Below are 19,847 nucleotides of genomic sequence, written 5' to 3'. Positions count from 1 at the left end.
TCATGGTGAGAATCTATTACGTCTATCCTGAATCGGCGGCCGAGACGCCTGGCCTGACCGGCACTCAATCCTGGGACGCCGCCTGCCAGCGAGCCAGTTCGATGGGGTTCGACACCATCCTGATACCCCCCGCATGGTCCGGGGGCAAGCGTCATCTGCGGGGCATTCCTGATGACCCGGATCGCAGCTCGATTCAGGGATTTGCAAACGACGAAACGACCGCGACGCTGGCCGAAATGGTGGAGCATTGCAGCCGCTACAAGCTGGCCCTGTACATGGACTTGGTGCTTGACCGGGTCTTGGCGGATGGCAGGCTGGCGGCTTCTCATGCCGATTGGTACGGGAAGCCCAGCGTAACGGTATTGGATCCGCGGGGTGAGCTCCAAACTGGCTTCCTGCGGATCAAATTGCATCATGCTCGCGTCGATCCGGAGCTGGTTAGCTGGTGGGGCGCGCGATTGCAGGAATGGGCAAAGGCCGGCGTTGCCGGGTTCCGCTGCCTTGCTCCGGGCGCTTTGCCCGCCGCGGACTGGAAAGAATTGGTCACGCTGGTGCATCGACAATCGCCTGAATGCAGTTTCATGGCATGGACGCCGGGCATGACACCCGACCAGCTTGCACGCTTGGCGCCAGCCGGTTTCGAAGCCGGTTTCCTCTCTTTGCCGTGGTGGGATTATCGTTCGTCCTGGCTGGTGGAAGAGCATGCACGCCTAAGCGGGTTCGCATCCGTGGTTTCGCCGATCGAAGATCCGGACAGCCGGCATGCTCCCTCGGCAGGCTGGCGCCAGGGTGGACATCAGGCGGCCGTGCGCACGTTGTGGACCGCCGCCTTTACGGGTGATGGAGTCCTGATGCCCATGGGTTTCGAGGAACTCGCCGGCCAGCATGTCGTAAGGGAAGTGAATCGATGGATCGGGCAGAAACACGTTCGTCACGCCGCCTTGTCCATGCTGTCCGGTCCTTTGGCGGAAGTTACGGCGCTTTTTCGCAAAGGATACGCCGCAAAACTGTTGCTGGTGAACCCTGACGACGCGAAGCAAGTCGACGTGCCGTGGAGCGCCGTGCGTTCGCGTCTACCGGACACTTATACCGTCAGCAACGGGGTGGGGCAGACTTTACCTGACACCCTGGCGCCGGCGGGCTGCAGCGTGCTCGTCGCCGTGCCAGCGCTGATGGTGAAACGCACGACGCATTCCGCCAGCGAGCAGCGCAAGTCCATCAGTGCAGCGCTACGCTCGCCCCGAATTGCCATAGAGAACGTCAGCCCCCAGGTTGACCAGGGACGTTTTCCGATCAAGCGGACCATAGGAGATTCTGTCAGCGTCGAGGCGGACGTCCTCATGGATGGGCATGATCACATTGCGGCACAGCTCCTGTGGCGTGCGGCCGATGAGGCCGAATGGCACGTTGTATCCATGCAGCACGCGGGCAACGATAGGTGGACAGCGCAGTTTGCGCCGCAGCGTATAGGACGCCATTATTACCGTATCGACGCGTGGTTCGATGAGTGGCGCACGTATTGCAATCAATTGGCCAAGAAATCGGAAGCCGGACAGAACGTGTCTCTGGAAGTCGAGGAGGGCAGGCGACTGGTCAGCTCGGCATTGGAACGTGTGCAAGACGACAAACCGCTTGCAGCGGATGCGCTCGTGTCCGTGCTTGATGCCATAGGCAAGCCCCAAAGGATGGCAACGCGGTCGCGTCGCAGCCGCGCATCCAACAAGCCGACCGACCAAGGCGTTTCCGTGCCTCAATGCAATCCCGACCAGGTGCGTACTTTGCTGTCCGAGGAGCTGTCCACCGCCATGCAAGCGGCCGACAGACGGCCGTTCGAAACGGCAAGCGATGTTCTTTTTCCGATTACTGTTGAACGGCGCCAGGCTTGCTTCGCAAGCTGGTATGAATTGTTTCCCCGGTCACAAAGTGCCACGCCCGGGCGGCATGGCACCTTTATCGATGTGATTGCACGATTGCCCGCTATACGCGATATGGGCTTCGACGTACTGTATTTTCCGCCTATCCATCCGATAGGGCTGCGTAATCGCAAGGGCAAGAATAACTCACTGCAGGCCGGACCCACTGATCCTGGCAGCCCCTATGCCATAGGCTCGGCCGAGGGTGGGCACGATGCTATCCATCCGGAGTTGGGAACGCTGGATGACTTCCGTGAGCTGGTTACGGCGGCGCAAGAGCACGGGCTGGAAATTGCCCTGGACTTTGCCATCCAGTGTTCCCCCGACCATCCATGGCTCGCTGAGCATCCGGAATGGTTCGATTGGCGCGCGGACGGCACTTTGCGTTATGCGGAGAATCCACCCAAGCGCTACGAGGATATCGTAAATCCAGACTTCTACAGCGCCTTGGCGAGTGCTCCGCAGCAAGCCGCGCTATGGCGTGCTTTGCGTGATGCCGTGCTTTTTTGGGCGGATCAAGGTGTGCAGACATTCCGCGTCGACAACCCTCACACCAAGCCCTTGCCGTTCTGGGAGTGGATGATAGCGGACGTGCAGGCGGCGCATCCGGGGACAGTCTTTCTATCCGAAGCATTTACACGGCCAAAAATGATGTATCGGCTTGCCAAGGTGGGCTTTTCGCAGTCATACACCTATTTCACCTGGCGTAATGCCAAGAAGGAACTGACCGACTATCTGCTCGAGCTCAATACACCTCCCGTTGCCGACTTCTTTCGACCAAACTTTTTTGTCAACACGCCGGACATCAATCCTTACTTTCTTCAGACGTCGGGGCGAGCTGGCTTCTTGATACGTGCGGCGCTGGCCTGCACGACTTCGGGATTATGGGGCATGTACAACGGTTTTGAGCTGTGCGAGGCGTTGGCCGTACCGGGTAAAGAGGAATACCAGGATTCCGAGAAGTATGAAATCCGCTCCTGGGACCTGGATCGTCCCGGCAATATCGTTGCCGAAATCACACGATTGAATCAGATCCGGCGCAGCAACCCCGCCCTGCAGTCTCACCTGGGAATACGGTTTCACAAGCTAGACAACGATCATGTATTGTTTTTTTCGAAAACTACGCTGGATCGCGACAATATCGTGCTTGTGGCGATCAGTCTGGATCCGCACGCGCGGCAGTCAGGAATGCTGGAACTGCCAATGTGGGAGTGGGACCTGCCTGACGACGCGACGATCTCTGTGCAGGACGTTTTCGATGACCATCGTTTTACCCTGCATGGCAAATATCATCACGTGGAATTGACGCCGGAGCGTCCCTTTTTTGTGTGGCGCCTGGTTCGTCCAGGTTGAAGTTTCTTTGCGCACGCCATCAGGCCGCCGCGAACAATGAATTGGAAAGGGAAGCTTTATGGCTGGGTCAATAAAGAGCAAGACAGTACAGCAGAATGAACCACTCTGGTACAAGGATGCCGTCATATATCAATTGCATGTGAAGTCATTCTTCGACGCGAACAACGATGGCAAAGGAGATTTTCCAGGACTGATTTCCAAGCTTGATTACATTGCGGAGCTAGGCGTCAATACGGTGTGGCTATTACCTTTCTACCCGTCGCCGCGCCTGGACGATGGTTACGATATCGCCGAGTATCGCAGCGTTCACGAAGATTACGGAACACTGGCGGATGTGAAGAAATTCATCCGCGAGGCCCATCTACGAGGCTTGCGCGTGATCACGGAACTCGTGGTCAACCATACATCGGACCAGCATGCGTGGTTTCAGCGAGCACGGCGTGCCAAACCTGGATCGGCTGCACGCGATTTCTATGTCTGGTCCGATAACGACCAGGCCTACTCCGGCACTCGCATTATTTTTTGCGACACGGAGAAGTCCAACTGGAGCTGGGATCCCGTGGCGGGAGCCTATTTCTGGCACCGCTTCTATTCGCACCAGCCCGATCTCAATTACGACAACCCGCGCGTGTTGAAGGAGGTCATCAACGTCATGCGGTACTGGCTGGACATGGGCGTCGATGGACTACGCCTTGACGCCGTTCCGTACCTGGTGGAGCGTGAGGGGACCAATAACGAAAATCTTCCCGAGACGCACGCGGTGCTGCGCCAGATACGCGCCGTGATGGACAGCGATTATCCCGACCGTCTCTTGCTGGCCGAAGCAAATCAGTGGCCGGAAGACGCACAGGAGTATTTTGGGAATGGCGACGAATGCCACATGTCATTCCACTTTCCTCTAATGCCGCGCATGTATATGGCAATCGCGCGCGCCGACCGGTTTCCGATCACGGACATCATGCAGCAGACGCCGGAGATCCCGGATAACTGTCAATGGGCCATTTTCCTGCGCAACCATGATGAATTGACGCTGGAGATGGTGACCAGCAGCGAGCGCGACTACTTGTGGGAAGTCTATGCAGCGGACCGTCAGGCCCGCATCAACCTTGGCATACGGCGGCGGCTGGCGCCCTTGCTTGAGCGTGACCGGCGGCGTATCGAACTGATGAACAGCCTGCTGCTGTCCATGCCCGGCACGCCAGTGCTGTATTACGGTGATGAACTGGGCATGGGCGACAACATCCATCTGGGAGATCGCGATGGGGTACGTACCCCGATGCAATGGACGGCGGATCGCAATGGCGGATTCTCCAGGGCGGACCCGGAACGACTGACCTTGCCCGTATTGATGGGGCCTCTTTATGGATACGAGGCTGTCAATGTGGAAGCCCAGCAACGCGATCCCCATTCCCTGCTGAACTGGACGCGCCGCATGCTGGCCAAACGACAACAGACCCATGCCTTCGGTCGAGGCAGTCTGCGATTCCTCTTCCCGGGCAATCGCAAGATATTGGCCTACATGCGTGAACACGACAGCGTCGTGTTGCTTTGCGTGGCAAACCTCTCCAACGCTTCGCAGCCCGTGGAACTGGACCTCTCCGGCATGGCGGGCAGGGTGCCCATCGAATTGCTGGGTGGTACTCCCTTTCCCACAATAGGGGAATTGCCTTATTTGTTGACGTTGCCTCCGTATGGATTCTATTGGTTCGAACTGAGCGCCAGCGCATCGCCTCCCAGATGGCATGCCTCCTTGCCCGAACAGATGCCTGAATACGCCACCCTCGTGGTGCGGCGGCGCGCTGGGTACGAGCTGATGGAAGGATCCCGCAAAGTGCTGTGCAATGAGGTGCTGCCTCTGTACTTGTCGCGCCAGCGGTGGTTTGCCGGGGACAAACGGATCAAGTCGTCGAAAATCTCGTATATCGTTCCGCTACCCGGACAGACCGATTTCTTCCTGGCGGAATTCCAAGTCGAGGTCGATAACCGCCCCAACAGCTATTTCCTGCCGCTGGCGTTGTTGTGGTCAGAAACCGTAGCGCCCATGCCTCAGCAGTATGCGCTGGCGCGGGTGCGTCGAGGGTCGGAACTTGGCCTGGTCACCGACGCATTCTCTGTGCCGGATTTTGCCCTGGCGGTTCTGGACAACATGCGCGAGCAACGTGAGATTCCCTACGAGACTTCCCAGGGTCGGTACACCTTGTATTTTCAAGGTGAGCCTGGCTTGAAAAACATCGAGTGGCCCGCCGAGATGGACATCGAATGGTTTCATGGAGAGCAGTCCAATAGTTCACTGAGTCTGAGCGACAAGGCTATCCTTAAGCTGGTACGCCATGTGTCGCCGGGTGTGCACCCGGAAGCCGAGATGACACGCTACCTGACGCGACGGGGCTATGCCAACTCAGCGGCATTGCTGGGCGAATTGCAACGGGTCGATGCCGAAGGGACTCCGCACACGCTGGCCCTGCTGCATGCGCGTGTTGCCAACCAGGGCGACGCGTGGGGCTGGACGCAGGATTATCTCAAGCGTACGCTTGAGAACGCGGCGCTGACGGGAGAAAGCCAAGCGGATTATGAAGAGGAATTGCATGGTTATTCCACAGTGGCGGGAGCCATAGGACGCCGCCTCGCGCAGCTGCATACTGTGCTCGCACAACCCAGCGATGACCCGGCTTTCATGCCCGAACCTGCCACCGCTGGCGATGCGAAAGCTTGGGCCAAAGATATACGCAATATGTTCAGCAAGGCCTTGAAGTCCTGCGCCGCAGCCAAGGATTCGTTATCGGAGCAGGCCAACAGCCATTTGGATGAATTGGGGGATAACAGCGCTGCATTGCTGAATGAAGTCGAGCGACGCGCGCAGCTCTCGGTGAAAATGCTGCGTACCCGTATACACGGCGACTTCCACCTGGGCCAGGTCCTGATAGCACAGAATGATGTCTACCTGATCGATTTCGAGGGCGAGCCGGTACGTCCATTGATTGAACGGCGCAGCAAGAGCAGTCCATGGCGCGATGTTGCGGGCTTGTTGCGCTCATTCGACTATGCCACAGCGGCATTTCGGGCGGCTCAGCATACGGTGTCGGATGCGACGTTGCATGCTGAGGCCGACACGCCCGGCGATTCCACCACGGTTACGGAAACCCCCGCCCTAGGTCCCATTGCGTCGCTGCAGCATCATCAGCAGGAATTGTTGGAGCAGTTTTGCATGACGGCAACCAGCGCGTTCCTGGAGGCCTATTATCAGGAACTGGAAGAACCCAGTCTCGAGTCGCCCTGCCGGGATGTCGAAAATCCTGACGCGACCGTTCCCCTTGCGCAAGATCGGGCGGTTCAACGACAACTGCTTGACTTGGCGCTTTTTGAAAAGGCCGCTTACGAAATCTGCTATGAGGTTGCCCACCGTCCGGATTGGGTCGCCATTCCGCTGGCCGGCCTCGTTCGCGTTGCCAGGCGACTGCTTGCGCCCGCTGATCAAGGAAGTTCCACATGATAGAGCTATTGAGTGTTCACTCGCACCAGACCGGACAGGATGCCGGCACCGATGACTACAGGCCCTTGCTGGGTGAGTTGGACCTGCACCTGGTGGCGGAAGGACGGCACTGGCAACTGGCAGACTGCCTGGGGGCCCATGCAATGGCCATCGATGGCACCAGCGGCGCCCGGTTCGCGGTGTGGGCGCCGAATGCACAGCGCGTGGCGGTGGTGGGCGATTTCAATTCATGGAACGGCAGACGCAATCCCATGCATCTGCGGCCTGAATGCGGCGTATGGGAAGTCTTCATACCGGGTGTTGCCCCGGGGGAGCGGTACAAGTACGAGATAATCGCCCGCGATGGGACGCTGCTGCCCCTCAAGGCTGATCCTCTGGCGCGTCAGACCGAAATGCCGCCGGCCACAGCGTCAGTCGTTGCCGATCCTGCCGAGTTCGAGTGGACGGATCAGGCATGGATGGCAGGCCGCGGGAAGCGCCAGCAACCCGACGCCCCGATGTCGGTCTATGAGGTGCACTTCGGGTCCTGGATGGCGGGCGACGGTGAGCACAGTACGTGGACGGGCATCGGCAAGCGATTGATCGAGTACGCTACATTCATGGGGTTCACGCATCTGGAATTGCTGCCTATCACCGAACATCCGTTTGGCGGATCATGGGGATACCAGCCACTGGGCATGTATGCGCCTTCGGCGCGTTATGGCGCCCCCGCCGATTTTGCGCGATTCGTCGATGATTGCCACAACGCCGGCCTGGCCCTGATTCTGGACTGGGTACCAGCTCATTTTCCCTCCGATCTGCATGGCCTGGCCGACTTCGATGGTACGGCGCTCTACGAGCATGCCGATCCCAAGCAGGGCTTTCATCCGGACTGGAATACCCTTATCTACAACATGGGGCGCAATGAGGTCAGGAACTTCCTGCTCTGCAGTGCGCTGGAGTGGCTGAAGCGCTATCACGTCGACGGTTTGAGGGTCGATGCGGTGGCCTCCATGCTGTATCTGGACTATAGCCGCGAACCGGGGCAGTGGACGCCGAACCGCTATGGAGGACGTGAGAACCTGGAAGCGGTGGACTTTCTTCAGCAGCTTAATTCGATCGTACCCGAACAAAGCCCCGGGGCCATCATGATTGCCGAAGAGTCTACCGCCTGGCCTGGTGTGACAGCAAACCCGGACACTGGTGGACTAGGGTTTCAGTACAAATGGAATATGGGGTGGATGCACGACAGTCTGCGCTACATGCAGCACGAACCCATACACAGACGCTTCCACCACCACGACATGACGTTCAGCATGGTGTATGCGTATTCTGAACGATTCGTCTTGCCGCTTTCGCATGACGAGGTGGTGCACGGGAAAGGATCGCTGCTTGGCAAAATGCCGGGCGACCGTTGGCAGCGTTTCGCCAATCTGCGCGCATATTTTGGCTATATGTGGGGGCATCCGGGGAAGAAGCTGCTTTTCATGGGTGCGGAACTGGCCCAGGAGCGTGAATGGAATCACGATACCCAATTGGATTGGGCTGCGCTGGATGATATCCATCATGCCGGAGTGCAGAAGCTGGTGCGCGACCTTAATGCCTTGTATCGCGTCAGCCCCGCGCTTTACGGCAGCGACAACGATCCGCAGGGTTTCGCGTGGATCGTAGGTGACGATCAACAGAATAGTGTGTTTGCGTTCTTGCGCAAACATGGCGACGCCTACGCGCTCGTCGTCAGCAATATGACACCGGTCCCGCGCAATGACTATCGCGTCGGCGTTCCCATCGCGGGACGATGGGTGGAACTGCTCAATACGGATGCCGATCTGTATGGCGGAGTGAACATGGGAAATGGTGGCTCGGCGGTGGCGAGCGATCATCCCATGCATGGACATGGCCAGTCTCTTGCGCTTGTGCTGCCTCCTCTTGCTACCCTGATACTTGCACCTGAAGGATCACAATCATGAGTTTCGCCTTGGCGGACAAGCTCGACCCCGGCCTGCCGTATCCACTGGGTGCCCACAGCGACGGCCTGGGTATCAATTTTGCGGTGTTCTCGGCCAACGCCAGCAAGATAGAGTTATGCATTTTTGACCAGAAGGGACGCCGTGAGATTCGGCGCCTGACTCTGCCGGAATGTACGGACGAAGTCTGGCATGGCTACCTGCCCGACGCGGGACCTGGATTAATTTATGGGTACCGTGCCTACGGACCCTACGATCCCAGGAACGGCCATCGTTTCAATCCACAGAAACTGCTCATCGATCCGTATGCTCGCAAGCTATTGGGTACGACCCGCTGGTCCGACGCCTTGTTTGGCTACAGGGTGCAGCACCCCAAGGCAGACTTGAGTCAGGACCGCCGGGATTCGGCAGCCCTGGTGCCCAAGAGTGTTGTGACGAGTGGGATCTTCAACTGGGGCACCAAAGAGCGCCCATGTACGCCCTGGGCCGAAACTGCGATATACGAAGTCCACCTGAAAGGTGCGACGATGCAGAGGGAAGATCTGCGACGCGATATTCGCGGCACGAGCGAAGCCTTAGGCAGCAGGCGCTTTATCGATCACTTGCTCAAGCTTGGCGTGACGGCAGTCGAATTGTTGCCAGTCCATGCATTCTTGCAGGATCATTTCCTGGTGGAGCGTGGCCTGCGCAATTATTGGGGTTACAACACCCTGGCTTTTTTTGCACCAGAGCCGTCCTATCTTGCCAATGGACAGATCAACGATTTGCGCCTGGCAATTCGCCGCCTTCACGCCGCCGGAATCGAGGTCATACTGGACGTGGTCTACAACCATACTGCAGAAGGCAATGAGTTGGGTCCAACGCTCTCGTGGCGCGGTCTGGACAACGCGAGTTATTACCGGCTTATTCCTGGCGAGGAACGGTACTACATCAACGATACGGGTTGCGGCAATACCGTAAATCTGTCGCATCCGCGCGTATTGCAGATGGTGATGGATTCCTTGCGATATTGGGCTGAAAGTTACCAAATCGATGGCTTCCGATTCGATCTGGGAGTGACACTTGGACGCGAGGGCACCGGCTTTGATCCTGGGTCGGGGTTCTTTGATGCCATTTTGCAGGATCCTGTCCTGTCACGGCTGAAACTTATCTCTGAACCTTGGGATACGGGACCCGACGGTTACCAGCTGGGCAACCATCCGCCCAGTTTCGCCGAGTGGAATGATAAGTTCCGCGATGGTATACGCAGGTTCTGGTCAGGAGAAGCCGGACTCCGCGGTGAGTTGGCGGGATCGCTCATGGCATCGCCCATGATATTCGACGGGCGCCACCGGCGCCCGTGGGCATCGGTCAATTACCTGGCGTCCCACGATGGCTTCACGGCTCAGGATGTGGTCAGCTATAACGACAAACACAATGAGGTCAACGGCGATGAAAACACCGACGGGCACGGCGAAAACTTCAGCAATAACTGCGGTGTAGAAGGATCCACCGACGATCCGGACGTATTGGCCTTGCGCAAACAGGTCGTACGAGCGATGCTCGCAACCGTTTTCCTGTCGGACGGCACGCCTATGTTGCTGGCCGGAGACGAATTCGGCAATAGTCAACAAGGCAATAACAACGCCTATTGCCAGGACAACGAAATATCCTGGCTGGACTGGGCTCAAGCCGAGAGCCCGGATGGCCGCGAATTGATCGATTTCGTGTCGCGCCTCATTGCACTGCGCCGGACCCACTTGTCCTTGCGCATGCCTCGCTTCCAGGACAGCAATTTCCAGGTTCTGCCGGATGTTCCACGGGTGGCATGGTACGACATGGATGGTTCGGCCATGACCGAACAGGCTTGGGAATTTGCCGAGGGGCGTGTGCTTGGTTTCCGCCGGGCGTGTCGATTGGCGGACGGTACGGTGGAGCTGTCCCTGCTCTTGATCAATGGCGGCGCTGAAGGTATCGAGTTTCAGATTCCGGATTCCCCCTGCGACTGGACGGTCATGCTGGACGCCGCCGATCCGACGGCTTCAGCTGCGCCGATTGGCAATCCAGCCATCAAGGTGTCAGCTCACGGACTCGTGTTGTTAATGGGTTCGGTGGCTGGGGACTGACGAACTGGAGGCAATATGCATTATTCATTCGGCGCCACATTGCGCGACCGAGGCATTGTTAACTTCCGACTCTGGGCGCCAGGCGCGGCAAGTGTGGAGCTCGAACTGGAAAACGAAGTCCATGTCATGAGGCCGGTCGGCGACGGGTTCCATGAGTTGGAACGGGCCTGTGAGCCGGGGTCACGCTACCGCTACCGGGTGGGGCCGGATCTTTTCGTTCCCGATCCGGCCTCCCGACTGCAGGCTGGCGATGTACATGACGCCAGTATTGTCGTCGACACGGAATCCTATTCATGGCGACACGACGGTTGGCGCGGACGCCCCTGGACCGAAACAGTACTCTACGAGCTGCATGTTGGCCTGGCGGGGGGCTTTCGCGGTGTTCAAGCGATGCTGCCGGCACTGGCCAACCTGGGTATCACGGCAATCGAACTGATGCCCATCGCCGATTTTCCCGGCGCGCGCAATTGGGGATACGACGGCGTATTGCCCTACGCGCCAGATGGTGCTTACGGGACGCCCGACGAGCTGCGGGCGCTGATCGACGAGGCGCATGGTCTGAACGTGATGGTGTTCCTGGATGTCGTCTATAACCATTTCGGGCCGGACGGTAATTATCTGTCCGCTTATGCCCCTGATTTCTATCGTGAGGATGTGAAGACCCCGTGGGGGCCGGCGATCGACTTCAGGAAGCCGCAGGTACGCGCATTTTTTGCCGAGAATGCCCTTTACTGGTTGCGTGAGTACCGCTTTGATGGATTACGGCTGGATGCCGTTCATGCCATTTCAGAGACTGACTGGCTACCTGAAATGGCGCGTTTTGTCCGCCAGAATCTGGATCCTGCTCGCTATGTCCATCTGGTGCTCGAAAATGACGACAACAACGCAAGATTGCTGAAGCAGGGATTCGACGCGCAATGGAACGATGATGCCCACCATATCCTGCACAGTATGCTGACAGGCGAAATTCAGGGCTATTACACGTCGTATCGGGATAATCCCACGCGCAAGCTTGCGCGATGCCTGGCCGAAGGTTTTATCTATCAGGGAGAACCAAGCCCATGGCGCAACGGCGAACCGCGCGGAGAGCCCAGTGCCGACCTTCCTCCGCATGCGTTCGTATTTTTCCTGCAGAATCACGATCAAACTGGAAACCGAGCCCTGGGCGAACGCCTGATTTCGCTTTGCGCGGGCAAGACCGATGCATTGAAAGCTGCCGTAGCGCTTCAACTGCTTACCCCCCACATACCCATGCTGTTCATGGGAGAGGAGTACGGTGCCACGGCACCATTCCTGTACTTCACCAGCTTCGAAGACCCTGACCTGGCGCAAGCTGTGCGCGATGGAAGGCGCAAGGAATTCGCCGGCTTCAGTGCATTTTCCGACCCGTCGACCCGTGAGCGGATACCGGATCCCAACGACGAGATAACGTGGAATCAAAGCAAGGTGATCTCGGACCCAGCGGACAAAAATGCCGCGTCCTGGCTGATCTACTATCGCCATTTGCTTGGATTGCGCGCTGAATACGTGACCCCGCATCTGGCGGGGGCCCGCAACGTATCTGTGCAGGTGCTGGGGGACAGATGCCTGGCGGCCAGCTGGGAGTTGGGCAATGGTGACGTACTGAGCCTCTATTGCAATCTTTCGGAGGAAGATCTGGCGTTGCCAGCGGGGGTGCTTCATGCAAGTGAATCGGTGATTTTTGAAAGCAGCGAAACGCCTGGCAAAGGGCTGGCTGAGGAGTGCGTCCGCGCCTACAGCACGACGGCCACCCTGGTGGCTGACGCAGGCGCGGCGGTCCACCCAAAGGAAATGCCGTGATCGATACGCTCCAACTCGATCCGGCATTGATACGCTTGTCCGAGGAAGCAGGTCTTGTGCCGCGTTGGCGGGATGTGCGTGGGGAGTGGCACGACGTGGATGCATCCGTGCTGCGAAGCATGCTGAAATTGCTCGGTCTGGCTTGTGCAAGCGCGGAGCAGATCGCCGGTAGCCTTCGCCAGCTTGAAAGCGAAAAGCAGCCGGCGACCGGCATGATGCTGACAGTGACCGTGAATGAGGCGCTGGTGTTCGACTATACGGGTTCGCCCGTCTATACCTTGACGCTCGAGGATGGCAAGCAATTCATTGCCAGGGCTGCCCAGGCAGGGCAAGGCAAAGTCAGGCTGCCGGGCATTGAACGACCGGGATACCATAGATTGAGTATCGGCGATCTGGAACTTACCATCGCCGTCGCGCCGAAAAGGTGTCCCTTACCGCCAGGCGTGGGTACCGGAAAGTCAAACGGCTTGTGGGGAGTCGCCGCCCAAGTCTACAGTTTGCGCCCCTCATCGCCGCAGACTGATGGCGTTGTCGACGACGCGAACCATCAGCCCTCCACGCCCATTTGGCCAGGATGGGAAAGAGGGGGCGATTTTGGCCTGCTGGCCGGCTTGGCTCGGGGCGCTGCCCAGTCGGGAGCCAGCGCGTTGGCGATCAGCCCCGTGCACGCCATGTTCGGCGCGGACCCGCAGCGGTACAGCCCTTATGCACCTTCCAGCCGTCTGTTCCTGAACACGGCCTATATCCAGCCATCGATCGTGCTGGGCAATGACGCCGTCCGGCGTGCTCTGCAAACGATGGGCGAGACCATCAGTCCTCGCGCCGTAAACGGCAATTTCGTCGAGTGGCCCGATATCCTGCCACGGCGCATGGCTCTGCTCAGACGCCTGTTTGACGATTTTCGCCAAGACGGTCCGGCTGACCTAGTGCAGGCTTTTGAGACGTTTCGCCGGCAGGGTGGCGAAGCCCTGCAGATCCACGCGTGTTATGAAGCCTTGCACGCTCACCATCTCGCACAGTTGGGGCCGGCAAGTGGTTGGCAGGACTGGTCGCCCGGCCTGCATGACCCGCGCGGAATGGAGGTCATGGCCTACGCAATGCAGCATGAAGAGGAAGTAGGCTTTCACGCCTTTCTGCAATGGCTGGCCGAGAGAGGCCTGCATTATGTTCAGCAGAGCGCACGCGAGGCAGGGATGTCGGTGGGACTTATTGTGGATCTCGCCATCGGCACGGATGCGCGCGGCAGCCATGCGTGGAGCCGTCAGGGGGAAATGCTGGAGGGAGTTTCAGTGGGTGCTCCGCCCGATTTGTTCCAGGCCGACGGACAAAACTGGGGACTTACCGCGTTTTCACCCAGGGCTTTGCGCCAGACGGCCTACGCCGCGTTTATCGAGACGGTGAGAGCCGTACTGGCGCACGCCGGCGGCTTGCGCATAGACCATATTCTGGGCATGCGCCGAATGTGGCTGGTTCCACCGGGTGCGGGTGCGGCCGATGGCGTTTATCTGAATTACCCCATGCAGGACATGCTGCGCTTGCTGGTTCTGGAGGCATGGCGCCATAAGGCATTGGTGGTGGGCGAGAATCTGGGAACTGTACCGGAAGGCTTCAACGATCAACTGGAACGCAAGGGCATCCTGGGTACGAGTGTGCTGTGGTTCGAGCGGTCTCCGGTGAAGCCGCGTCAGCCTGACGCACAAGCTGGCCCGGAGCTGGAAGGCAAGGCGGACAGCGCTGAACCGGCAGATGCTGATTCCGCTGAAGTCCCAGTCTTTCTTCCTCCCGCACAATGGCCTGCATGGAGCATGGCAACGCCCACCACTCACGACCTTCCCACCATTCACGGCTGGTGGTCGGGACGCGACCTGGAGTGGCGCGCATCCGGTGAACCCGACCCGCAAGAGACCGTCGCCCGTCGGCGCGACAAGAACGCGCTATGGCAGGCCTTGAAAGACGCAGGCTGCATAAGCGCGAGCGCCCCGTTTCCGGTGGACGTTCCGCGTAACGCCGTGCTTTCTTATGTCAGCAAGACGCCCTCGCCTCTTGTCATTGTGTCGCTGGAAGACCTTTTGGGAATGCGCGAGCAACCCAATCTTCCCGGCAGCGGTGGTGACGGAGCGTCGCCCCACCCGAACTGGATTCAATGCTTACCCGCGGGTGTGGACGAAATTTTCAACAATGCGCAGGTCGCCAGCGGTATTACGGCCATCAGGCGGGCGAGGAGACAAACTTGACTATGTTGCGCGCCACCACACGCTTGCAGTTGCATGCTGGCTTCACCTTGGACGATGCATGTGAGCAAGTGCCGTACTACGCCAGCCTCGGCATCAGCCACCTCTATACGTCTCCTGTCTCGCGGGCCAGGCCGGGCTCCATGCACGGCTACGATGTGATTGACCATTCCATGGTGAACCCTGAACTTGGCGGGCTCGAGGCATTGGAGTCGTTGGTGGCGCGCTTGCGGCAGCACGACATGGGATTGGTGCTTGATATTGTTCCGAATCATATGGCGGTCCATCCCGGCAATGCCTGGTGGTGGGATGTACTGGAACATGGAGAACAGAGCCGCTATGCCTCCTGGCTGGATATCGATTGGCATCCGGGCGATGCAACGCTGGACGGGAAGGTGCTGGCGCCTTTCCTGGCCGAGCCATATGGGCATACATTGATAGGCGGCGGCATCCGCCTGGTCTTCGATGCGGTGTCGCAGTCTCATCGTCTGGACATTAATGGCGTGCCTTATCCGATTGCCCCGGGAACGCTCTGCACCGCGGAGACTGGCCCGCAAGCGCTCGTCGACCTGTACGACAGCAGCCAGACGCAGGGCCAGCAGCGCCTGCATGAATTGCTGGAGCGCCAGCATTACCGGCTGGCATGGTGGCGTTGCGCACCCGATAGCATCAATTGGCGTCGTTTTTTCGAAATCAGCGAATTGATGGGGGTAAGGGTAGAGAAGCAGGAGGTGTTCGACGCTGTGCATGCCTTGCCGCTGCGTCTTTATGAACAAGGACTAATCGACGGCCTGCGGATCGACCATGTCGATGGCCTGGCCGACCCTATCGCGTATTGCCGACAGTTGCGCCGCGCGCTCGAGCAGAGGGTGGCAGCTCGTCCAGGACCGTTGAGCGAGGACCAACCATGGCTGGTCGTAGAGAAGATCCTGGCTGAAGGGGAAGTCCTCGACGATCGCTGGGAAGTGGATGGCACCAGTGGCTACGATTTCATGGACCAGGCGGCCGCTGTATTGCATGATCCGGCCGGCGAACCTCTCTTGACCGAGCATTGGACATCGATCGCGCAAGACGGGCGGCCACTTCGTGACGTTGTCCATGATGCCAGGCGTCTGATGCTGCGGCGTCATTTTGTGGCGGAACGCAAGGGCCTGCTGCGAGCTTTGTCGGGCTTGGCCCAGGCCAGCGTCTATACTAGGGACTGGACAACGGACGCCATTGCCCGAACGCTCGACGAAGTGCTCGTGGCCTTTCCCGTCTACCGCAACTATTCGCAGACAGGCCGGCGCAATCAAGCGGATGCAGAATGCCTTGCACGGACAATGCGTGCGGTCTCTGCTGGGCTGGGTCCCGCCAGTGATGTGGAGCAATCATTGCTGGAAGTGCTCGATATGTGGCTGGGCGCGAGCCCGCTGGTATCCGCCGAAGGGGCCAATACAGATATTCAGCAGTTGCAGAGGGAGGCAATCCGCCGCTTCCAGCAGCTTACGCCGCCTTTGGCAGCAAAGTCTTTGGAAGACACCACGTTCTACCGCTATGGCCGTCTGATTTCCCGCAACGAGGTCGGATCCGATCCCTCCGTCTTGGGTATTTCGTCAGAAACCTTCCATCAGCGTAACATCGAGCGTGCCGGGAATCTATCGCGTTCGTTGCTGGCGACGGCCACGCATGATCATAAACGTGGCGAGGATGTACGCGCCCGTCTGGCCGTGCTGAGCGAGATGCCGGGACAGTGGGCGCAGATCAGCAATAAATGGCTGGAAGAAGCCCAAAAAATCGATCCAGCGGCCAACTCCGTCCAGGTTGCCGAGCGCTATATGCTTTTCCAGACTCTGGTGGGCGCTTGGCCATTAGGACTGGCGGCCAATGATGGCGAGGGGTTGCGGCTATTCGCCGACAGGGTGGTGGAGTGGCACATAAAATCCTTGCGCGAGGCAAAACTTAATTCCGGATGGTTCGAACCGGATACAAGCTATGAAGAGCGCAGCGCAAACTTCATTCATAACTTGATGGCAGGCCGCAGCAGCCTTCCACTGATTCAGGACATCGAGCAGTTCGTTGACCGGATCGCACCAGCGGGTGCCGTGAACAGCTTATCGCAGACCGTACTGCGACTATGCAGTCCCGGAGTGCCAGACTTGTACCAGGGCACCGAATTCTGGGACTTCAGCCTGGTGGATCCTGACAATCGCAGGGAAGTGGATTATGCGGCGCGCAGACATGCGCTGGGCATGCTGGGCGCCGACACCGGCATTGCCGCATTGATCAAAGACTGGAAAAACGGATGGGTGAAGCAGGCGGTCGTGGCCGCTTTGTTGCGGTTGCGCCGCGAGCGTGCCGATCAGTTTTCCAAGGGCGATTATTTCGGTCTGCCTGTACTGGGATCCCAGAGCAACCGTGTCCTGGCATTCTTGCGCGCGGCGCCGGAGAAAGACATGTTCGTGGTGGTGCCGCGCCTGTCATCTGCGTGGGTGGGTCTGGGCGCAAACGAAGGCTTGCCCCTCATTGATACCGCATCGTGGGAGGATACGTGCGTGGTGCTTCCCCGCCGATATATCGGCGTGACCTTGCGTGATGTATTTTCAGGCACACGCCTGGAATGTTCCCAGGACGGTGTGTTGAGGCTGGCCGACCTTCTGGCTGACCAGCCCTTGACCGTGCTATTGCCTGCTCAAGGGTAAAGGCCGCGCACTTGACGAGACTCTAGAATGCGTGTGCATGCCGTGATGAACGCGGCTGTGCGTTGCGTGACCTTGTGCTCTTGTGCAACGGTTGAAACCGACGTATACGCGGCGCGCATCATTGCTTCGAGGCGGTGGTTGATCTCGGGCTCCGTCCAGTAATAGCTGGAGAAATCCTGCACCCACTCAAAGTAGGATACCGTTACGCCCCCCGCATTGGCCAGCACATCGGGAACAATGAGGGTGCCGTTGCTCGTCAGAATGTCATCGGCTTCGGGAGTGGTCGGGCCATTGGCACCTTCGATCACGATTTTTGCGCGGATCGAATTGGCATTCCCTTCGTGAAGCTGGCTTTCGAGCGCTGCCGGAATCAGCAGTTCGGTCTCAAGTGCCCAGAAATCGTCGCTCGACATCGGTTCGGCTTCAGGACAACCTGCCACGCCGCCGTGCTCTTCGACATGTTTCAACAATGACAGAACTTCAAGGCCATTGGCGTTGTGCACGCAGCCAGTGTGGTCCTGGACCGCAATGACCTTGGCCCCCGCTTCATAGAAAAGCCGCGCGGCCGTCCCGCCCACGTTTCCGAAGCCCTGTATGGCGACACGCGCGCCTTGTATGGCGATACCCTTGTCACGGGCGGCCTCGCAGCCAACCACATATACGCCGCGGCCTGTGGCTTCGACTCGGCCCAGGCTGCCACCGAGCGACACCGGCTTTCCCGTCACCACGCCTGTGGTCGTGGCGCCTTCATTCATGGAATAAGTGTCCATCATCCAGGCCATGGTCTGAGCATTGGTGTTCACGTCCGGTGCCGGGATGTCTTTGTGTGGCCCGATGATGACGCCGATCTCGCTGGTGTACCGCCGCGTGATACGTTCGAGTTCAGCTTGCGAATAATTGCGCGGATCGAGTCTGATGCCGCCCTTGGCCCCGCCGAAAGGAAGGTTGACCGCGGCAGTTTTGACCGACATCCATGCCGCCAGCGCCATGACTTCGGACAGGGTGACATCCTGGTGATACCGTACACCGCCCTTGCCGGGACCCCTGGTGGTGTTGTGCTGGACGCGATAGCCTTCGAAATGGGCAATCGTACCGTTATCGAGTTCGATAGGCACATCGACGATCAGGGATCTTTTCGGACGCTTGAGGGTTTCAACCCATTTGCTCAACTTGCCCAGATAAGGCGTGACACGCTCTACCTGTTCCAGATAGACGCCCCACGGCCCCAACTCGCGTGAATTCAAGTAAGAAGGGATTCCGTGCGTAGGATGTTCAGACATAATTTTCACCTCAAGCGATAGTAACAGTTCGCAAGCTTACTACGTCCCCAATTTTTCTCCCATAGAAATAAAAGGGGACGGTTCGCTATGTGCTGCACTTTATCCGATGGCGCCGCAGGCCACGATGTCGTCGCCAGGACGGCTAATAGCTGTCCGACATAAACACTCTACTATTTATTCGTTCCCTTGCGATGCAATGGCCTTCAGACTTCATCTTCGGCTTGTGCTGCTGCAGCTTATCAACGTAGCAAGCAAGAATTGGTCCGAGGCTCCAGCCATGAAATGGCGTACAGGTAAGACGTGAACACAATCCATCCTCCTCTCGATCCTGCCACGCGGCAGCTGTGGACCCAGTTGCAGCAAACGCTGGAAGTCGTCAGCGCCAGGCATCCCGATGCGGTCTTTGCCTCGTCGTTTGGCGCAGAGGACATGCTGCTGTCGCACGCCATTTTTGAAAGCGACCTGCCGATCCATGTGTTTACGCTGGATACCGGTCGCCTGCCAGCCGAGACAGTGGCGATGATCGACGTGATCAGGCAGCGCTATGGCGTCGCCATTCAGGTGATGCGACCCGATGAGGCCGCCGTGCAGGGCCATGTGGCCGCACATGGCGAATTTGGCTTCTACGAGAGCATCGAGCTGCGCAAAGCATGTTGTGCGATCCGCAAGGTACAGCCTTTGCGTCTCGCCTTGAAGGGTCATTCCGCCTGGCTTACCGGACAGCGACGTGAGCAGTCCCAGACACGGGCGCAACTGGCAGATGCCGAGTACGACGGCGTTTTCGGACTGCAGAAGTACAACCCATTGGCGGCATGGACCGACAAAGAGGTCTGGTCCGTAATCCGGGCTCTAGCCATTCCCTATAACCCCTTGCACGATCGAGGCTACCCCTCCATCGGCTGCGAGCCCTGTACGCGCGCGTTGCGGCCCGGTGAAGACTTGCGTGCCGGACGCTGGTGGTGGGAACAGAAACTGTCGAAAGAATGCGGCTTGCATGCCGGAAATCTTCAAGAATCATAAGGATAAG

9 protein-coding genes are annotated in these 19,847 nt (G+C 58.6%); 8 read left to right on the top strand and 1 reads right to left on the bottom strand.

All coding sequences use genetic code 11. The features are described 5' to 3' along the window. Positions 1 to 2 precede the first annotated feature (2 nt). From CR155_RS07160 to treY, 7 genes are read left to right on the top strand one after another with little or no spacing between them, the layout of a single operon-like run. Positions 3 to 3,266 carry an alpha-1,4-glucan--maltose-1-phosphate maltosyltransferase gene (locus tag CR155_RS07160; protein ID WP_102069311.1) on the top strand — a complete coding sequence of 1,088 codons (3,264 nt, stop codon included), beginning with the start codon at positions 3 to 5 and terminating at the stop codon, positions 3,264 to 3,266. Between the two features lie 58 nt (positions 3,267 to 3,324). Next, positions 3,325 to 6,756 (top strand): maltose alpha-D-glucosyltransferase, encoded by a 3,432-nt coding sequence (gene treS / locus CR155_RS07155; RefSeq protein WP_102069310.1) that lies wholly within the window; start codon positions 3,325 to 3,327, stop codon positions 6,754 to 6,756. Beyond that, positions 6,753 to 8,705, top strand: coding sequence for a 1,4-alpha-glucan branching protein GlgB (gene glgB / locus CR155_RS07150; protein ID WP_102069309.1), 1,953 nt, complete (start codon positions 6,753 to 6,755; stop codon positions 8,703 to 8,705). The genes treS and glgB overlap by 4 nt, the downstream gene beginning before the upstream one ends. Continuing rightward, positions 8,702 to 10,807, top strand: a complete 2,106-nt coding sequence (gene glgX, locus CR155_RS07145; RefSeq protein ID WP_102069308.1) for a glycogen debranching protein GlgX — start codon at positions 8,702 to 8,704, stop codon at positions 10,805 to 10,807. Before glgB ends, glgX begins: the two co-directional genes overlap by 4 nt. Before the next feature lie 15 nt (positions 10,808 to 10,822). Beyond that, positions 10,823 to 12,628 (top strand): malto-oligosyltrehalose trehalohydrolase, encoded by a 1,806-nt coding sequence (gene treZ / locus CR155_RS07140; protein WP_102069307.1) that lies wholly within the window; start codon positions 10,823 to 10,825, stop codon positions 12,626 to 12,628. Continuing rightward, positions 12,625 to 14,862: a 4-alpha-glucanotransferase gene (gene malQ / locus CR155_RS07135; protein ID WP_102069306.1), complete on the top strand. Its 2,238-nt coding sequence runs from the start codon at positions 12,625 to 12,627 to the stop codon at positions 14,860 to 14,862. Before treZ ends, malQ begins: the two co-directional genes overlap by 4 nt. 2 nt (positions 14,863 to 14,864) lie before the next feature. Continuing rightward, entirely contained in the window at positions 14,865 to 17,540 is a 2,676-nt protein-coding gene (gene treY, locus CR155_RS07130) for a malto-oligosyltrehalose synthase (RefSeq protein ID WP_102069305.1), read from the top strand. Here treY and CR155_RS07125 read toward each other — a convergent pair. Further along, positions 17,531 to 18,820 carry a Glu/Leu/Phe/Val family dehydrogenase gene (locus CR155_RS07125; protein ID WP_102069304.1) on the bottom strand — a complete coding sequence of 430 codons (1,290 nt, stop codon included), beginning with the start codon at positions 18,818 to 18,820 and terminating at the stop codon, positions 17,531 to 17,533. The two genes, treY and CR155_RS07125, sit on opposite strands and share 10 nt — an antisense overlap. Before the next feature lie 300 nt (positions 18,821 to 19,120). Here CR155_RS07125 and CR155_RS07120 point away from each other — a divergent pair, with 300 nt between their 5' ends. After that, entirely contained in the window at positions 19,121 to 19,840 is a 720-nt protein-coding gene (locus tag CR155_RS07120) for a phosphoadenylyl-sulfate reductase (RefSeq protein ID WP_102069303.1), read from the top strand. The last annotated feature ends 7 nt before the right edge of the window (positions 19,841 to 19,847 follow it).

The organism is Pollutimonas nitritireducens (assembly GCF_002849615.1).
Classification (GTDB): Bacteria; Pseudomonadota; Gammaproteobacteria; order Burkholderiales; family Burkholderiaceae_B; genus Pollutimonas; species Pollutimonas nitritireducens.
The sequence above is the reverse complement of the archived record's forward strand: the minus strand, read 5'-3'. Positions and strand labels throughout refer to the sequence as shown.

Coding starts and splice junctions, on each gene's coding strand:
- CR155_RS07160 (WP_102069311.1), top strand. CDS start 3: ATGGTGAGAATCTATTACGTCTATCCTGAATCGGCGGCCGAGACGCCT.
- treS (WP_102069310.1), top strand. CDS start 3,325: ATGGCTGGGTCAATAAAGAGCAAGACAGTACAGCAGAATGAACCACTC.
- glgB (WP_102069309.1), top strand. CDS start 6,753: ATGATAGAGCTATTGAGTGTTCACTCGCACCAGACCGGACAGGATGCC.
- glgX (WP_102069308.1), top strand. CDS start 8,702: ATGAGTTTCGCCTTGGCGGACAAGCTCGACCCCGGCCTGCCGTATCCA.
- treZ (WP_102069307.1), top strand. CDS start 10,823: ATGCATTATTCATTCGGCGCCACATTGCGCGACCGAGGCATTGTTAAC.
- treY (WP_102069305.1), top strand. CDS start 14,865: ATGTTGCGCGCCACCACACGCTTGCAGTTGCATGCTGGCTTCACCTTG.
- CR155_RS07125 (WP_102069304.1), bottom strand. CDS start 18,820: ATGTCTGAACATCCTACGCACGGAATCCCTTCTTACTTGAATTCACGC.